The sequence below is a fragment of the Sphingomonas crusticola genome (genome assembly GCF_003391115.1).
In the GTDB taxonomy this organism is placed as follows: domain Bacteria; phylum Pseudomonadota; class Alphaproteobacteria; order Sphingomonadales; family Sphingomonadaceae; genus Sphingomonas_I; species Sphingomonas_I crusticola.
Window position 1 is genome coordinate 2659097 of sequence record NZ_QTJP01000001.1, and the last position, 15975, is coordinate 2675071.

General features: G+C 64.9%; 16 protein-coding genes. 11 read left to right on the forward strand and 5 right to left on the reverse strand.

Annotated features, from left to right (window positions below):
• Positions 1 to 5: 5 nt before the first annotated feature.
• The 3 genes from DX905_RS12660 to DX905_RS12670 are packed head-to-tail and all read left to right on the forward strand — an operon-like array spanning position 6 to position 1777.
• Positions 6 to 392, forward strand: coding sequence for a VOC family protein (locus tag DX905_RS12660; protein WP_116092537.1), 387 nt, complete (start codon positions 6 to 8; stop codon positions 390 to 392).
• Positions 389 to 988, forward strand: coding sequence for a TIGR02466 family protein (locus DX905_RS12665; RefSeq protein WP_116091667.1), 600 nt, complete (start codon positions 389 to 391; stop codon positions 986 to 988). Before DX905_RS12660 ends, DX905_RS12665 begins: the two co-directional genes overlap by 4 nt.
• 24 nt (positions 989 to 1012) lie before the next feature.
• The gene (locus DX905_RS12670) at positions 1013 to 1777 is read left to right on the forward strand and encodes an SDR family NAD(P)-dependent oxidoreductase (protein WP_116091668.1); all 765 of its coding nucleotides are present in this window, start codon (positions 1013 to 1015) and stop codon (positions 1775 to 1777) included.
• Between the two features lie 9 nt (positions 1778 to 1786).
• On the opposite strand, the gene DX905_RS12675 is transcribed toward DX905_RS12670, so the two are convergent.
• Positions 1787 to 2617, reverse strand: a complete 831-nt coding sequence (locus DX905_RS12675; protein ID WP_116091669.1) for a helix-turn-helix domain-containing protein — start codon at positions 2615 to 2617, stop codon at positions 1787 to 1789.
• A gap of 105 nt (positions 2618 to 2722) precedes the next feature.
• Here DX905_RS12675 and DX905_RS12680 point away from each other — a divergent pair, with 105 nt between their 5' ends.
• The 5 genes from DX905_RS12680 to DX905_RS12700 all read left to right on the forward strand — a co-directional run bounded on the left by DX905_RS12680 (position 2723) and on the right by DX905_RS12700 (position 7271).
• A complete protein-coding gene (locus DX905_RS12680) occupies positions 2723 to 3265 on the forward strand; it encodes a DUF1579 family protein (protein WP_116091670.1) in 543 nt (180 codons plus the stop codon).
• A gap of 53 nt (positions 3266 to 3318) precedes the next feature.
• Positions 3319 to 3870, forward strand: coding sequence for a pseudouridine synthase (locus DX905_RS12685; RefSeq protein WP_116091671.1), 552 nt, complete (start codon positions 3319 to 3321; stop codon positions 3868 to 3870).
• A 599-nt stretch (positions 3871 to 4469) separates the two neighbouring features.
• Positions 4470 to 5567, forward strand: coding sequence for a redox-regulated ATPase YchF (ychF, locus tag DX905_RS12690; RefSeq protein WP_116091672.1), 1098 nt, complete (start codon positions 4470 to 4472; stop codon positions 5565 to 5567).
• 40 nt (positions 5568 to 5607) lie between these two features.
• Positions 5608 to 6819 (forward strand): alkaline phosphatase family protein, encoded by a 1212-nt coding sequence (locus DX905_RS12695; RefSeq protein WP_116092538.1) that lies wholly within the window; start codon positions 5608 to 5610, stop codon positions 6817 to 6819.
• A complete protein-coding gene (locus DX905_RS12700) occupies positions 6816 to 7271 on the forward strand; it encodes a MaoC family dehydratase (protein ID WP_116091673.1) in 456 nt (151 codons plus the stop codon). Before DX905_RS12695 ends, DX905_RS12700 begins: the two co-directional genes overlap by 4 nt.
• A 5-nt stretch (positions 7272 to 7276) precedes the next feature.
• On the opposite strand, the gene DX905_RS12705 is transcribed toward DX905_RS12700, so the two are convergent.
• The gene (locus DX905_RS12705; RefSeq protein WP_116091674.1) at positions 7277 to 8866 is read right to left on the reverse strand and encodes a serine hydrolase; all 1590 of its coding nucleotides are present in this window, start codon (positions 8864 to 8866) and stop codon (positions 7277 to 7279) included.
• A gap of 54 nt (positions 8867 to 8920) precedes the next feature.
• A complete protein-coding gene (locus tag DX905_RS12710; RefSeq protein ID WP_116091675.1) occupies positions 8921 to 10504 on the reverse strand; it encodes a peptide chain release factor 3 in 1584 nt (527 codons plus the stop codon).
• A gap of 108 nt (positions 10505 to 10612) precedes the next feature.
• Between DX905_RS12710 and DX905_RS12715 the strand changes: the two genes are divergently transcribed.
• The 3 genes from DX905_RS12715 to acs all read left to right on the forward strand — a co-directional run bounded on the left by DX905_RS12715 (position 10613) and on the right by acs (position 13867).
• Complete coding sequence (locus tag DX905_RS12715; RefSeq protein WP_116091676.1) at positions 10613 to 10795, forward strand: CsbD family protein; 183 nt, start codon at positions 10613 to 10615, stop codon at positions 10793 to 10795.
• A gap of 146 nt (positions 10796 to 10941) precedes the next feature.
• Complete coding sequence (locus DX905_RS12720) at positions 10942 to 11919, forward strand: bile acid:sodium symporter family protein (RefSeq protein ID WP_240320843.1); 978 nt, start codon at positions 10942 to 10944, stop codon at positions 11917 to 11919.
• Between the two features lie 10 nt (positions 11920 to 11929).
• On the forward strand, positions 11930 to 13867 hold the full coding sequence (acs, locus tag DX905_RS12725; RefSeq protein ID WP_116091678.1) for an acetate--CoA ligase: 1938 nt from the start codon (positions 11930 to 11932) through the stop codon (positions 13865 to 13867).
• A 28-nt stretch (positions 13868 to 13895) separates the two neighbouring features.
• Here acs and DX905_RS12730 read toward each other — a convergent pair whose 3' ends face one another.
• Together DX905_RS12730 and DX905_RS12735 are read right to left on the reverse strand one after the other, a co-directional pair.
• Positions 13896 to 15368, reverse strand: a complete 1473-nt coding sequence (locus DX905_RS12730) for a GT-D fold domain-containing protein (RefSeq protein WP_162875605.1) — start codon at positions 15366 to 15368, stop codon at positions 13896 to 13898.
• Positions 15369 to 15519: 151 nt separating this feature from the next.
• On the reverse strand, positions 15520 to 15969 hold the full coding sequence (locus DX905_RS12735) for an MAPEG family protein (RefSeq protein WP_116091680.1): 450 nt from the start codon (positions 15967 to 15969) through the stop codon (positions 15520 to 15522).
• Positions 15970 to 15975: the final 6 nt, after the last annotated feature.

The following is a 15975-nucleotide window of genomic DNA, read 5'->3' on the forward strand; positions in this document are numbered from 1 at the left end:
CGCGCATGAAGCTCAATCAGGTCATGGTCGGCAGCACGGACTATGCCGCATCGGTCGCATTCTATCGATCCTTGGGGCTGACCCAGATCGTCGAGGCGCCGCCGCGTTACGCCCGCTTCGAAACGCCCGCGGGTGAAACCTTGTCGATCCACGCCATGTCCGAGGTTCGGTCGAGCACGATCCTTTATTTCGAGGTCGACGATGTCGATGCCGCCATCGCGGGCCTGGCGGCAGGTGGCATAATCCCAATCGTGCCTCCAACCGACCAGCCGTGGCTGTGGCGCGAGGCGCGGCTCGCCGACCCTGACGGCAATGTGATCTGCCTCTATCACGCCGGCGACAATCGCCGTTTCCCACCCTGGCGGATGAGCGCAGGGGAGGGGCCGGCATGACCTCGCGCAGCCTGTTCGCGACCCGCTTCTACGAGGGCGCGCTCGCCGATCCAGCTCTGCTCGCCGAGCTGGACCATAGCTGCCGCACCCTGGCCGAAGACGATCGCGCCGGCCGTGCCTGGTCCAAAGCACACGGCTATCGCGGCTACACCTCCTACGCCTCGCTCAATGATCTGCCCCAGCGCGATCCGATCTTCGCCGATCTCGTGAAGACGCTGAACCGCCACGTCGCAATATTTGCGCGCGACTGCGCCTTCGATCTCGCGCGCCCGCTCAGGCTCGACAGCCTATGGGTCAATGTCATGAAGCGCGGCGGCACTCATTCGGGGCATATCCACCCGCACAGCGCCGTCTCCGGCACGATCTACGTCACCGTTCCGCCCGGTTCCGGTGCGCTCAAACTCGAGGACCCGCGCCTGGCGATGTTGATGGCCGCGCCCCGCCGCCGTCCCGATGCTGCGCCCGATCTGCAGACCTTCGTCTATGCGGATCCCGCGCCGGGCTCGGTGTTTCTGTGGGAAAGCTGGTTGCGGCACGAAGTAATGCCGAGCGACGCGCGCGAAGACCGCATCTCGATCAGCTTCAACTACCGCTGAAACCAATCAACGCGGGGATTTGCCATGACGCTCACACCTTCGCCCTCCTTCCGCCTCGACGGCAAGAAGGCGCTCGTTACCGGCGCCGGCCGGGGGATCGGCGCCGCCGCCGCCGCCGTTTTCGCCCAGGCCGGGGCCGCGGTTACTTTGTGTGCGCGCACGGCCGGCGAAGTGGAAGCGGGAGCCCGTGAAATTCGCGATGCAGGATATGTCGCGGACGCCTTCACGCTCGATGTCAACGACATCGCCGCCGTCCGCCGCGAGATTGCGGCGCGCGGCCCGTTCGACATCCTGCTCAACAATGCCGGCACCAACCGCATCCGTCCGATTACCGAGATCACCGAAGAGGATTACGACGCCGTCCTCGGCCTCAATCTCAAGGCGGCGTTGTTTGTGGCCCAGGCGGTCGCTCAAGGTTTGTTGGCGGCGGGCAAGCCCGGATCGATCATCAACGTCTCCTCGCAAATGGGCCTGGTCGGCGGCGGTGGCCGCTCGCTCTACAGCGCGTCCAAATTCGGGCTGGAGGGGCTGACCAAATGCATGGCGATCGATCTCGCCCCGCATGCCATCCGCGTCAACACGATCTGCCCGACCTTTATCGAGACCGAGCTCACCCGCCCGATCCTCGATACGCCCGGTACGCGCGAACATGTCCTCAGCCGGATCAAGTTCGGCCGCCTCGGCCGGATGGAGGAGTTGACCGGGTCGCTCCTGCTGCTGGCGTCCGACGCGTCGTCGCTGATGACCGGTAGCGCACTCGTGGTGGACGGCGGCTGGACCGCCGATTGAGGCCGTCGGTCAGGGCGCGGGCAATTCATCCGCGGCCAGCGCCGCGCAGGTGCTGGCAGTCAAGGCGTCCGCCGGGAAGGCGCAGTCGATACGCAGTTCGTCCAGCGTAACGTCAAATGGCGCGGCGAAGGTTGTGATCGTCTCGAAGAAGCGCAGCGTTCCGGCGGGGCTATGGAAATCGAGCGTGAGTACCGGCTTGATCTCTTGGTTGACCGGGCGAAAGCGCCATTCCTGCGGGACGTCGGGATAACGCGATAGCTCTGCCAGCAGCTCTTGCCCGCGTGCGTCCCCGGGCGTTGCGGCGAGATGATCGTGCAGCCGCCGCAGGAACCCGCTCGCCACTTCGTGCCAGTTTGCAATTGCCGGCCTGAAATCGTCCGGATCGAATATTTGGTGCAGCAGATTGCGGTGCCCGCTTTCGCGCCCCTGCATGACGAACCGGTTGATGCGTACGGCGCTCTCGTTCGCGTCCAGCACGTCGAAATGGCGATTGAGCACGAATGCCGGATAGGGGTTCTGGTGGCGCAGGATCAGGCCGACCGCGTCGCGCATTCGCTCCAGCTCCGACGTCGTGAGCTCGCGCTCTTCATAAACCGGCGCATAGCCCGCCGCGAGGAGCAGCGCGTTGCGCTCGCGTAGGGAAATGGCCAGCGCATCGGCAAACCGCCCGACCGCTTCGCGCGAAGCGTTGGCCTTGCCGGTCTCGACGAAGCCGAGGTGCCGCGCCGACATGCCGCATTCCAGCGCCATATCGAGCTGGCTCATCCGGCGCGCACTACGCCATTCACGAAGCAGCATGCCAATCGGCGGGTAACGATCCTGTTCACGCGGCGAGGTCATGGCTCGTTATCCCTCTGCTTAGCGCCCCTGCAACGACCTGCAAGGTAGTTGAACTCAGCCTGCGCGACTGTCAGCTCCTTCATCCCGCAACCGGAGCCGACATCGATGAAATTGCCTCGCGCTTTGCTGGCTGGCTTGCTTGCCATCCTGTCCACCCTCCCGGCGCGGGCGGCGCCGTCCGCTGTTCCGCTCGACTCGCAGCATCTATTATTGACCGGCCTCAGCGGTCCATGGTCGGTCCGGCAAAGCTTCTGGGCGGCGCCTGGCGCCGCGCCAAAAGTCGACCAGGGCAAGGCGGAGTTCGCTATGGTGCTACGCCAGCAGCACCTCCGTCAGAAACTGCACATTGCCGATGGCACGGATTTCGAGGGCCTCGGCTATATCGGTTACGATACCGCCTCGGCCCGGTTCTTCACCATATGGATGGATGTCAATTTCCCTGGCATGGTCGTTGCCCATGGCGGTTACGATGCGGCGGCCAAGGCCTATATCTTCCGCGGCACGATGGCGGCAGCCGGCGGCGGCGCGATTCCGGTGCGGGAGGTTATGAGGCTCACGGATCGTGATCACTTCACCTACGAATATTTCGAAACGCACGACGGCCGGGAAGCGCTGACTGTGCGGCTGGAATATACGCGCGTCGTTTGACGAAGGCGGTGGCGACGTTTGGATCGAGGTCAAGTCCCCGGTAGGGGAAGGCGATGGCGCGACTGATCCTGTTCAATAAGCCCTATGGCGTGCTGTCCCAATTCACCGATGACGGTACGGGGACACCACGTGCGACGTTGAAAGATTATCTCGACTTGCCGGGCGTCTATCCCGCGGGGCGGCTGGATTTCGATAGTGAGGGGTTGCTGCTGCTCACCGATGACGGCCGGCTCCAGGCCCGCATCGCCGATCCCAAATTCAAGCTGCCCAAAACTTACCTTGTCCAGGTCGAGGGCGACGTGCCGGAAGCCAGCATCAGCCAATTGCGGCAAGGCATTGCGCTGAAGGACGGGCCGACCCGTCCGGCGGAGGCGGAGCGCATCGCCGATCCCATGCTCTGGCCCCGCAATCCGCCGATCCGCGTCCGCAAGAGCATCCCCGATTGTTGGCTCAGACTGACGATTAGCGAAGGCCGCAATCGTCAGGTTCGTCGGATGACCGCGGCAATCGGCTATCCGACATTGCGGCTGGTCCGCTGGCGGATCGGCGGCTGGGCGGTCGAGGGGCTGGCGCCGGGGGAATGGCGGATAATCGATGGAGCATAGTCACGCGCCGCTCGACGAAGACTTGACATACAGGAACAAACCGTGTACGTATGACACGTACTGTAGCCTGATCAGCCGCAGTGCATGCCTCCTCGCTTCGGCGGGGATCGATCGGCGTGGGGCTGCTTGGGACGCCAAGTCGAAGCTTCGCAAACTTCCGTGACACCCGACCGGTTCGGCCGAGGGTAGGTTCGGCGTCGCGTACCGGGGCTATGCGGTCGACGTTTCAGGGGTAACCCCCGGCAAATGCCGCAGCCTCCGGTTCGGCGTCCGCAGCACGTGGTACAGGGCAGGACGCTCGCAAGAGGGGCCCCGGGTTAATCGCCCGAAGGCTACCCGGACCAAAGTCCGAAGGCCACAGGCCGGCGCCGTGCAGTGAGGACATTGCGGGCGGCGCCCCCGGAGCAATCCGGGAAAGGCTAGGGACCGCATGCCCTCCCGCAGCCCAGGCAGGCGGCGGACCCGCGCCGATCATAGGCTTGTTGCCAGGCTATGATGACGCGCGTCCGTGGCGCGGCGGTCGGCGCGCGGCGGCCTGCTCTGGCCTTCCATCCCCCAACCCCCTATGTGGCGCGCTTCCTCAAGAATTCAGGCGAGACATGGGTTTCAAGTGCGGCATCGTCGGCCTGCCGAACGTCGGCAAGTCGACCCTCTTCAATGCGTTGACCGAAACGGCGGCAGCGCAGGCGGCGAATTATCCCTTCTGCACGATCGAGCCCAATGTCGGCCAGGTCGCAGTGCCCGATCCGCGCCTCGACAAGCTCGCCGAGATCGGCGGCTCGGCCAAGAAGATCGAAACCCAGCTCGCCTTCGTCGACATCGCCGGCCTCGTGCGCGGCGCATCGAAGGGGGAGGGGCTCGGCAACCAGTTCCTCGGCAATATCCGCGAGTGCGATGCGATCATCCACGTGCTGCGCTGCTTCGAGGGCGAGGTGACGCATGTCGAGGGCAAGGTCGATCCGATCGCCGATGCCGAGACGGTCGAGACCGAACTCATGCTCGCCGACCTGGAAAGCCTCGAGAAGCGCGTCCCCAATCTGATCAAGAAGGGCCAGCAGGGCGACAAGGAATCCAAGTCCGCCGCCTCCGTGCTCGGCCAGGCGCTCGAGCTGTTGCGCGAGGGCAAGCCCGCGCGTCTGACCCAGCCCCGGGATGATGACGAGAAGCGCCTGTTCGAGCAGGCGCAATTGCTTACTGCCAAGCCCGTCCTCTACGTTTGCAATGTCGACGAAGGCTCGGCCGCCGAGGGCAATGCGCTGTCGGCCAGGGTTTTCGAAAAAGCTGCGGCCGAGAATGCCGGCGCGGTCGTTGTCTCGGCCGCGATCGAAGCCGAGATCGTCACGCTCGATCCCGCCGACCGTGCCGAATTCCTGTCTGATCTCGGCCTGCAGGAAACCGGCCTCGCGCGCGTCATCCGCGCCGGCTACGAGCTGCTCCACCTGCTGACCTTCTTCACGGTCGGTCCCAAGGAAGCCCGCGCCTGGACGATCGAGAAGGGCTCCAAGGCACCCCAGGCCGCCGGCGCCATCCACAGCGATTTCGAACGTGGCTTCATACGCGCCGAGACGATCGCCTTCGACGATTACGTCACCTACAAGGGCGAAGCCGGCGCGCGCGACGCGGGCAAGCTGCGGTCCGAAGGCAAGGATTATGTCGTCCATGACGGCGACGTGATGCTGTTCCGCTTCAACGTCTGACGTCTTTCCCTTGTCCTATGGCTGGGGCATCGAAGGGACAATGTTGTTGCCCCTTCGATTCGCGCTGCTTGCGCTGCTTTCCTTGCTCGTCAGCCCGCTTTCGGCGGCGGAGGTGCGGCGGCCCGTCACCATCCTCATCTCGATCGACGGCTTCCGCGCCGACTATCTCGATCGCGGCCTGACGCCGACGCTGACCGCATTGGCGCGGCAGGGCGTCAGCGCGGCGATGCGGCCTTCCTTCCCGACCAAGACCTACCCCAACCATTATGCGCTGGTCACGGGCCTGCGCCCCGATCGCAACGGCATCGTCGGCAACAAGATGGAGGACGCCGCCCGCCCTGGCGAGACCTTCACCACCAAGAACAGTGACGACAGCTTCTGGTGGAGCCAGGCGGAGCCGCTTTGGGTCGGCGCGGAAAAGGCCGGCATTCGCACCGGCGTGATGTTCTGGCCGGGGTCCAACGCCCCCTATGGTGGCATACGTGCGCAGGACTGGTTTCCCTTTAGCGAGAACGTCACCAATGTTCAGCGCGTCAACACGGTCCTGGACTGGCTGCGCCGTCCGGTGGCGCTCCGTCCGCGCTTCCTGACCCTTTATTTCGACCTGGTGGACACAGCCGGGCACCGCCACGGACCCGACAGTCCCGAGCTCAACGCCGCCGTGCGCGAGGCCGATCGGCAGCTCGCAGCGCTCCGCGCCGGTCTGTCCGAGCTTCACCAGCCCGCGAACCTCATTATCGTCGCCGATCATGGCATGGCGCCAAGCTCGCCGAACCGCGTGGTCTGGCTGCACGATATCGCGAATCCGGCCGACTATCATGTGATCGACGAAGGGCCCGTCGCCACTATCGATGCGGTGCCAGGCCATGAGGCCGCCCTCGCGGCGAGCTTGCTCCGGCCGCGCCCGCATATCAATTGCATGCGCAAGGCCGACGTTCCCCAGCGGCTTCATTTCGGACGCAACCCCCGCGTCGCGCCATTCGTCTGCATCGCCGAAACTGGCTGGTTGCTACTCGATGTCTTCCCCAAGAAGTGGGGGGTCGATCTCGGGAGCCATGGCTATGATAATGCGGCGCCCGAAATGCTGGCATTGTTCGTGGCTGCGGGCCCCTCGATCAAACCGCGTGGCAAGCTCCCCAGCTTCGACAATGTCGACGTCTATCCCCTGCTGCGCGAGCTGCTCAGCTTGCCGCCGAAGCCGGGCATCGATGGGACGGACACGCCCTTCAAGAACGCGCTGAAGCGCCGATGATCTGGTTCGAAGACCTGCCGGTTGGGCGCAAGGACAGCTACGGATCGATCGAGGTGACGCGCGAGGCGTCGCTCGATTTCGCGCGCAAATTCGATCCTCAGCCTTTCCATCTCGACGACGAAGCCGCGGCCGCCAATCCGCTGTTCGGTCGGCTGGCGGCGAGCGGCTGGCACACCGCCGCCATGGGCATGCGGATGACCGCCGACTTCTGGGCATCGCTTGGTGCCGAGGGCTCCATCCTCGGCGGCGCCGGCATCGACGAGCTGCGCTGGCTAAAGCCGGTCTATCCCGGCGACACGCTTCGCGCCGAAGCCGAAGTGGTCGAGGCGCGCACCTCCGCTTCCAAGCCCGGCCTCGGCATCGTCCGCTTCCGCACCACCCTGTTCAATCAGGACAATGTCGCGGTGATGAGCCATTTCAGCAACGTGCTCGTCCGCCGCCGCCCCGCCTGACGGGCTCAGCGTACCGGCACGAACGCCAGATGCTGGAAGTCGAAGCTGAAGTCGGCCAGCGGCGACAGGGCTTTCATCGTGACGCCGGTAACCGCCCCATCCTTGACCACGAACGTCACCACCGCATCCTCGCCGGCTTCGGCCGGGAAGCGCGTGCGGAAGGCATCGGGCCCCCACGGCTCCAGCGCGCTCTTGAACACCGGCGTGCGGGTGAAGTCGATCGTCAGCCCCTGACCCTTCACCGCGATCACGATGTCGCCATACCAGGGGTCGCGATACCGCCCCGCATAGGCCGCCAGTGGCAGTGAAGGCGCGCCCACAGGCTGTCTAATTCCCGCGCCGGATACTTCCTTGAGCGCTTCTGCCTCGCGCTCGGTGCGAAGCTTCTGCATCGCCGCCAGCCAGTCGAACGGCGGCGCCCCGACTAGGTAGTCGAGGATCGCATTGCGCAGGCCGGTGGAGGCATAACCGTCCTCCACATTAGAATAGACCGCCACCGCGCAGCCCAGTTCGGGCAGCATCGCGTGGCGCGTAATCTGGCCGGTCAGCCCGCCGCCATGCGAAAGCAGCCGCTGCCCGCGATAATCCTGCACGTTCCAGCCTAGCGCATAGGCCTCGATCACCGGGCGCATCGGCTTGTCGGCGCTCGGGCCGGGGCCGCTGCTGGTGATTGTCTGCGGCCGCCACATCTCCTCCGCTTGAGTCGCACTCCACAGCCGCTGACCGTTGGGGAGCAAGCCGCGGTTGAGCTGAGCGTGGAACCAGGCGGCCACGTCATGCGCGCTGGTGTTGATCCCGCCGGCGGCGGCGATCTTGTCCTGCTCGTCAGGTGACACCACCCGCATCGGCCCCATGCCGCGCACCGGCGGCCCCAGCCGCGCATGGCGCCCGGCGATATTGTCGGTCCGGGCGCGCGAGCGTGTCGCCACTGTCTCGGTCATGCCCAGCGGCTGCAGCAGGCGCGCGGTGACGAAGTCGGTCCAGCTCTGTCCCGTGACCCGCTCGATCAGGATTCCTGCGACGATGTAGAGGATATTGTCATAAGCGTAGCCGGACCGGAAACCGCGCTCGAGCTTCAGATATTGCAGCCCGTGCAGGATATCCTCGACACTGTGCGAGCTCGCCGGGAATTCCATCAGGTCGCCCGCGCCAAGTGCCAACCCGCTGCGGTGCACGAGCAGGTCGCGCACCGTCACCAGGTTGGTGACGACCGGATCCGACATGCGGAATTCCGGAATGTAGCGTATGACCGGCTCTTCCCAGCCCACCTTGCCCTCGTCGACCAGAATGGCGAGCGCGGCGGCGGTGAAGGCCTTGCTGTTGGACGCGATGCCGAACAAGGTGTGCGCGTCGACCTTGCCGGGTACACCCAGCGTTCGCACGCCATAGCCGCCGGCAAAATCCGGCTGGCCCGGCCGCACGACCGCGACTGCTAGGCCCGGTGCGTCGAATGCCTTTATGAAGCCGTCGGCCCATACGCCGATCATCTGCTCCAGCGTGGCGAGCGATATGCCGCGAGCGGCCGTACCTGCCAGCGCCAGGCCGCTCAGGCCCCCGATCACGAAGCCGCGCCGGCTTCCTGCGAATCCATTCACCCCGTTTCCCCTTTGGAAACAGGCTATGCGGTCATGCGCGGAGTGGGAAGGGCCTCAGTGGCGTTCCTTGGTCGCGGCGAAGCGGATGTTCGGGAAGCGGCCGGAAACGTAGTTTAGCTCCCACGTATCCTTGGCCATGAACACCGGAGCGCCGTCGCGGTCCTCCGCCATCGCCGCGCGATGCTCGCCGATGAATGCGTCGAGTGCCTTGGCATCGTCCGACGTCAACCAGCGGGCCGTGTCCCACGGGCTCGGCTCGAACCCGGCATCCACCTTATATTCCGCCTGCAGCCGTGAAATCAGCACGTCGAGCTGAAGCTGGCCGACCACGCCGACGATCCAGTTGGAGCCGATCTGCGGGTGGAATACCTGCATCACGCCTTCCTCGGCCATGTCGTTGAGGGCGTTGCGCAATTGCTTGGTCTTGGTCGGGTCACCCAGCCGGATGCGCCGCAGGATTTCCGGCGCGAAATTGGGGATGCCGGTGAAGCGCAGCGTCTCCCCTTCGGTGAGCGTGTCGCCGACGCGCAGCGTGCCATGATTGGGGATGCCGATGATGTCGCCGGGGAAGGCTTCCTCGGCCAGCTCGCGGTCGCGCGCGAAAAACAGGATCGGCGAGTGGACCGCGATCGTCTTACCCGTGCCCACCTGCGACAACTTCATGCCGCGCCGGAATTTGCCCGCGCACAGCCGCATGAAGGCCACGCGGTCGCGATGCTGCGGGTTCATGTTCGCTTGCACCTTGAACACGAAGCCCGCGACCTGCGGCTCGTCTGGCTGCACCTCGCGCGGCTCGGCCGGCTGCGGGCGCGGGGCGGGGGCGAAATCGGCCAGCGCGTCGATCAGCTGGTCGACGCCGAAATCCTTGAGCGCCGAGCCGAAATAGACGGGCGTCAGGTCGCCCGCTTTGTAGGCGGTTTCATCGAATGGCGCATAGCCTGCCACCGCCAGCTCGGCTTCCTCGCGCAGCAGGTTGACCGCATCTTCGGAGAGCAGTTGGTCGAGGTCGCTGTCGTCGAGCCCACCGACCGGCACGCTGTCGCCTTCGAATGCGCCGGTGGCATCGTCGGCCGGACGGTGCAGCACGTTCTTGGCGAGGTCGTAAATGCCCTCGAACGTGCCTCCCATTCCGACCGGCCAGCTCATCGGGCAGACGTCGAGCGCCAGCGCGTCGGCGACCTCGTCGAGCAAGGCGAATGGCGCGCGCCCCTCGCGATCGACCTTGTTGATGAATGTGATGATCGGCACGTTGCGCAGGCGGCAGACCTCGAACAATTTGCGCGTCTGCGCCTCGATGCCGCGCGCCGCGTCGATCACCATCACGGCGGAATCGACCGCGGTCAGCGTGCGATACGTGTCCTCGCTAAAATCCTCGTGGCCGGGCGTATCGAGCAGGTTGAAGGTGATACCCTCGCGCTCGAACGTCATCACCGAAGAGGTGACGGAAATGCCGCGCTGCTGCTCGATCTTCATCCAGTCCGAACGCGCGCGCCGCTGTTGGCCGCGCGCCCGCACTTCGCCCGCCGCGTGGATCGCGCCGCCGAACAGCAGCAATTTCTCGGTCAGCGTGGTCTTGCCGGCGTCGGGGTGGGAGATGATCGCGAAGGTGCGGCGTTCGTTTTGATCGGGGGATGCCATGATGGCGTGCCGCCTAGCAGCTGAGGGCGAGGGCGTCACGGCCTGCCGCATCTGCAGGAACACTCCCTCCGGCGGACGGTTTAACCCACGTTATGAAGGAGAAGTCCGATGGGTGAGCTTACCGACAAGATCAAGGGCGTGGCCAATCAGGTCGCCGGCCAGACCAAGCAGGTTGTCGGCGATGCCGCCGACCGTCCCGATATCGAGGCCGATGGTGCTGCTCAGGACCTCAAGGGTCAGGGCCAGAACCTGAAGGGCACCGTTAAGGGCGCCTTCGGCGACAAGATCTGAGCGTTACGAAAATGCCCCTCACCCTGAACTTGGTTCAGGGTCCATTCTGCGGCGGGGCGTTTTCCTTGTGAAGGATGCTGAACCAAGTTCAGCATGACGAAGCAGCGAATCTTGGCGAAGCGCGCTTGGCCTGCCAAAGGCTTCGCGTGCTTCGTCGTTTGGTCCCCGACCCCTTTCTGATTTTTCTGGTGGCCAGCGTATTGCTGGCGACGTTGCTGCCGGCGCGCGGCGTTTTCGCGACCATCGTCAGCTGGCTGTCGCTGGTCACCATCGTGCTGCTGTTCTTCTTCCACGGCGCGAAGCTCGCCCGTGATCAGGTCATCGCCGGACTGACGCACTGGCGGCTGCACCTCACCATTCTCGCCTGTACCTTCGTTATGTTCCCCATCATCGGCATGATCGGTGCGTATAGCTGGCCCGGCCTGCTACCGCGTGATCTGTGGATCGGCGTCCTGTTCGTCTGTGCCTTACCCTCGACCGTGCAATCCGCGATTGCGTTCGTATCAATGGCCAGAGGCAATGTGCCCGCGGCAATCGCCAGCGCCTCGGCCAGCCAGATGCTCGGCATCCTCCTCACACCCTTATTGATGGGGGCGATGGCCGGCGCGCATGGCGGCGGAATCGGGGTCGAAGGCGTAGGCAAGATTGCCGCGCAGATATTGCTGCCGTTCGTCGCGGGCCATCTGCTGCGGCCGTGGATCGGCGGTTGGGTCCTGCGCCACAAGCAGCTGGTTGGCATGACCGATCGCTCGACCATCTTGATCGCGGTCTATGGCGCCTTTTCCGCCGCCGTCATCGAAGGCTTGTGGCACAAGCTCTCGCCGAGCGCGCTGACCTTACTGTTCGCGGTGGATGCCCTGCTGCTGGCGATCGGACTGACAGTAACCTGGGGCGTGGGCCGGGCCTTGGGTTTCGATCGGGCGGATCGCATCGCCATCCTGTTCTGCGGCACCAAGAAATCGATCGTGCAGGGCGTGCCGATGGCCAAAGTCCTGTTCCCGGGGCCTCAAACAGGCGTGATCCTCTTGCCGATCATGCTATTCCATCAGATGCAGCTCATGGCATGCGCCTTCATCGCGCGGCGCTATGCGGATCAGTGCAAGGCGGCTTCAGACCGCGAATAAGGGAACGGGGATGAGCGAGGACCTAATCTATCCGGTACCGGCCGAATGGGCGACCACCGCTAAGGTCGATGCCGCGCTTTATGCCGAAATGTATGCGCGCTCGCTCGCCGATCCGCATACCTTCTGGCTCGATCAGGCCAAACGTCTCGAATGGTCGACTTTCCCGACCAAGACCGACGAGAGCAGCTTCGCCAAGGAGGATTTCGGCGTCCGCTGGTTCGCCGACGGCGCGCTCAATGTCGCGGCCAATTGCCTTGACCGCCATCTCGCCGAGCGTGGCGATCAGATCGCGATCCTCTGGGAGCCCGATCAGCCTGGCGAACAAGCGCGGCGCATCAGCTATCGCGAACTGTACGCCGACGTGTGCCGCTTCGCCAATGTGCTCAAGGCGCAGGGCGTCAAGAGAGGCGACCGCGTCACCGTCTATATGCCGATGATTCCCGAGGCCGCGGTGGCGTTGCTCGCCTGCGCGCGGATCGGCGCGATCCATTCGGTGGTCTTCGGCGGCTTCTCGCCGGACGCGCTTGCTGGCCGGATCGAGGATTGCGGCTCGACCGTCGTCATCACCGCCGACGAGGGCCGCCGCGGCGGCAAGCCCGTTCCGCTCAAGAACAATGTCGATGCCGCCGCCGAGCGCTGCACGATCGAGACAATTATCGTCGTGCGCGCGACTGGCGGCGCGGTGACGATGCAGCCGGACCGCGACGTCTGGTATGACGAGGCGATGGCAGTCGCGCCGGCGGAATGCGCCGCCGAGCCGATGAACGCCGAAGACCCGCTGTTCGTGCTCTATACGTCCGGTTCTACCGGCAAGCCCAAGGGGGTGATGCACACTACGGGCGGCTATCTGCTGTGGGCCAGCCTGACCCACGAACTGGTGTTCGATTATCGCCCCGGCCAGATCTACTGGTGCGCCGCGGACATCGGCTGGGTCACCGGGCACAGCTATATCGTCTACGGCCCGCTCGCCAACGGCGCGACGACCTTGATGTTCGAGGGCGTGCCTAACTGGCCGGACGCCAGCCGCATCTGGCAGGTTGTCGACCGCCACCAGGTCGAGATCCTCTACACCGCACCGACCGCACTCCGCGCCTTGATGCGCGAGGGCGACGAATTCGTGAAGCGCACCAGCCGTGCATCGTTGCGCATCCTCGGATCCGTCGGTGAGCCGATCAATCCCGAGGCGTGGCGCTGGTATCATGAAATAGTCGGCGATGGCCGCTGCCCGATCATGGACACATGGTGGCAAACCGAGACCGGCGGACACATGATCACGCCGTTGCCCGGCGCGATCGCGCTCAAGGCCGGCTCCGCCACCAAGCCATTTTTCGGCATCGAGCCGCAATTGCTCGATAATGAAGGCCAGGTGCTGGACGGCGCCACCTCCGGCAACCTCGTCCTCGCGCGCAGCTGGCCCGGTCAGATGCGCGGCGTGTGGGGCGATCCGGAGCGTTTCTTCCAGACCTATTTCTCGCATTTTCCCGGCGTCTACACGACCGGCGACGGCGCCCGCCGCGACGAGGATGGCTATTGGTGGATCACGGGCCGGGTCGACGACGTCATCAACGTTTCGGGCCATCGCATGGGCACAGCAGAGGTCGAAAGCGCGCTCGTGCTCCATGCCAAGGTAGCGGAAGCGGCCGTGGTCGGCTTCCCGCACGACATTAAGGGGCAGGGCATTTACGCTTATGTCACGCTCAACGCCGGCGAAGCGCCAAGCGACGCTTTGCGCGGGGAGCTAACCCAATGGGTCCGCACGGAGATCGGCCCGATCGCCACGCCGGACGCGATCCAGTTCGCCCCCGGCCTGCCGAAGACGCGCTCCGGCAAGATCATGCGCCGCATTCTGCGTAAGGTTGCGGAGGGTGATGTGTCCACGCTCGGCGATACATCGACGCTGGCCGACCCAAGCGTTGTTGACGATCTGATCCGAAACCGTGTTGGTTAAAGCAGCGCGATAACGCACCGGGCTCGCTTCAGGCCGGCAATTGCCAGCGCATCGCTGTATGAAGCGCCCCGCCGCGTGTATTATAGCCCATCCAGGCATCGGCCAGCGCCCCGATGTCGAGCGCGATGCCGCCTAATTCCCGCACCCGATCGCAATAGATTTTGCCGAGGAGGCCGCCCGCGACCAGGAACACGGCGCCACGGCGCGGCACGTCGATTTCTGCCATGATCCTTTTGTAGGTTTGCGGAAAATGGCTGCCGCGATTGCCATGTTCCTGAGGCCGATCGAGGCGGCCTTCGCCCGGTATGTCGTAATGCCGGACCGCACCGATGCCGAGCTTGCGCTGCAGACGGCCGGCCAATTCCGGATGCGGGCTGATCACGCCTAGAAAGTCCAGGCCGGACAAAAGCGAGGACAGGAACGGTTCGCGTTCATTGAGCATCGTGTGAAAACAGGAATCGGTGACCAGCTTGCCCGGCTGATCGCCCAGCAAATCGCGTAAGTAGAGTTCGAGGCTTGCGCAAAAGCCGTAATGATTGGCATCGTTGGTGAGGCGTTCGACCGAAGATACCCCCAGCAGATCGGCGCTGTGGATCGCTTGATCGAGACGCTGGCCGAGTGTCGCCAGCTCTTCCGGTGCGATCGTTGTTATGTCCTGCCCGAACCAGACATGCCAGATCTGCCGGGCCATCCCCTCCGTCTCGCGTTCGGGGATCGCGCTGCGCAATGCGGGGTGAAGGTGCAGCAGGAATCGCGCCTCGCCGTCACCCAGGCGGATCCAGGAGAAGGGTTCGGCGCGAGCAATGCGATCGGCCAAAAGCGGCGCCAGCGCATCGCGGTCGACCCACGCGGCCGATGCCTCACGTGCCTGAAGGGCGGGGGCCAGCGTGCTCGGCGGATGCGCGCGCGCCAGAAGGACCTGTGCCGCATGAGTTGCGACATTCCACCAGTGCGGCATACCCAGCGGCCCGTTGGGCAAGGGCGGGTCCTCGTGCATCTGCGGGTCGGCCAGCAGATCGCTATAACCGGTCAGGAAATCGGCGCCGCGCGCGCCAGCTTGGAAGGCGATATCGCTGGCGATCCGCGCTTCTTTGCGGCTGCCGGCTGCGATAAGCATGGCGGCGGCAGCCTCTGCAGTGCGCGCATCGCGACACGGGAGGCTGCGTGCGACATCGACGAGCTCACGTGCATATTCGCTTTCGATCGTAGCAAGTTCGAGCAGCAAAGCGGCATCGGGCCGCGCGCGAAGCATCGCACCGCGCAGCCAGCGGCTGGCTTCCGCATCGTCGCCCTTCGCGCGGAAGCTGCGCGCTAACGCCAGCTGCGCGGGCGCCGGCGCCGCGTCGAGCGCCACCGCCTGCTCTAGCACTCTATGCGCTCTCGCCGGATCGCTGTCGGAAAGCAGGGCTGCCGCCCGCGTCAGCGTGGGCGCGCTGGCGCCAGCCAGGTTGACCGCCTCCTCGATATCGCCCGGCGCGCCTCGCTCGATTGCGTCCAGCATCGCCCACGCTTTTTCGATGGAACGCAGGTTTGTGAGAAAAGACCGGATTTGCTCGGCGTTGGCCCGCGCCGGCCCGCTCTGAAAATTGCTGTCGGTCACGCCAAATGCTTAGCCGCGCCGCCCGGCTCGAAGCAACTCGCCCGCGCCGGCGTTAAAGGGCGTTAGCGGCTGCAGCGCTTGTCGCACCTGCCATATCGATGGCGAAGCCGATCCACATCACGCTCAGCACGATGCATCCGGCAAAATAGATGATGAAGCGGACGTTCGCCCGCGCCCCGCCGATATGCACGATGCTGTGCGCCACGCGCAGCGCGACGAACAGCCAGGCAAGTGCCACCTGGATATGGTTGGCGTGATGGAAAAGCAGCAGCAGCGGAACCAGCGCAAAATAGAGCACCGGCATTTCGAACAAATTGCTGAGATTGTCGGCCGGGCCGGAGACGGGTGTGAAGTAGCTCTTCATCGCCGCACTGCTGGCGAAGTCGGCGCGGCGCGGCGGGTTGCTGCGGATATAGCCGAAGCGCTTCACGCCCAGCATCAATAATACCGCATAGACAAGCGCGACCAGTGCGAATGTGGGCCAAAAGATTGCGGTCGTCACGGGCTG

Excerpts from the sequence above, each read along its gene's own strand:
- DX905_RS12700 (WP_116091673.1), top strand. The coding sequence starts at position 6,816 with ATGATCTGGTTCGAAGACCTGCCGGTTGGGCGCAAGGACAGCTACGGA.
- DX905_RS12660 (WP_116092537.1), top strand. The coding sequence starts at position 6 with ATGAAGCTCAATCAGGTCATGGTCGGCAGCACGGACTATGCCGCATCG.
- ychF (WP_116091672.1), top strand. The coding sequence starts at position 4,470 with ATGGGTTTCAAGTGCGGCATCGTCGGCCTGCCGAACGTCGGCAAGTCG.
- DX905_RS12730 (WP_162875605.1), bottom strand. The coding sequence starts at position 15,368 with ATGCTGGACGCAATCGAGCGAGGCGCGCCGGGCGATATCGAGGAGGCG.
- DX905_RS12685 (WP_116091671.1), top strand. The coding sequence starts at position 3,319 with ATGGCGCGACTGATCCTGTTCAATAAGCCCTATGGCGTGCTGTCCCAA.
- acs (WP_116091678.1), top strand. The coding sequence starts at position 11,930 with ATGAGCGAGGACCTAATCTATCCGGTACCGGCCGAATGGGCGACCACC.
- DX905_RS12665 (WP_116091667.1), top strand. The coding sequence starts at position 389 with ATGACCTCGCGCAGCCTGTTCGCGACCCGCTTCTACGAGGGCGCGCTC.
- DX905_RS12710 (WP_116091675.1), bottom strand. The coding sequence starts at position 10,504 with ATGGCATCCCCCGATCAAAACGAACGCCGCACCTTCGCGATCATCTCC.
- DX905_RS12715 (WP_116091676.1), top strand. The coding sequence starts at position 10,613 with ATGGGTGAGCTTACCGACAAGATCAAGGGCGTGGCCAATCAGGTCGCC.
- DX905_RS12695 (WP_116092538.1), top strand. The coding sequence starts at position 5,608 with ATGTTGTTGCCCCTTCGATTCGCGCTGCTTGCGCTGCTTTCCTTGCTC.
- DX905_RS12680 (WP_116091670.1), top strand. The coding sequence starts at position 2,723 with ATGAAATTGCCTCGCGCTTTGCTGGCTGGCTTGCTTGCCATCCTGTCC.
- DX905_RS12675 (WP_116091669.1), bottom strand. The coding sequence starts at position 2,617 with ATGACCTCGCCGCGTGAACAGGATCGTTACCCGCCGATTGGCATGCTG.
- DX905_RS12670 (WP_116091668.1), top strand. The coding sequence starts at position 1,013 with ATGACGCTCACACCTTCGCCCTCCTTCCGCCTCGACGGCAAGAAGGCG.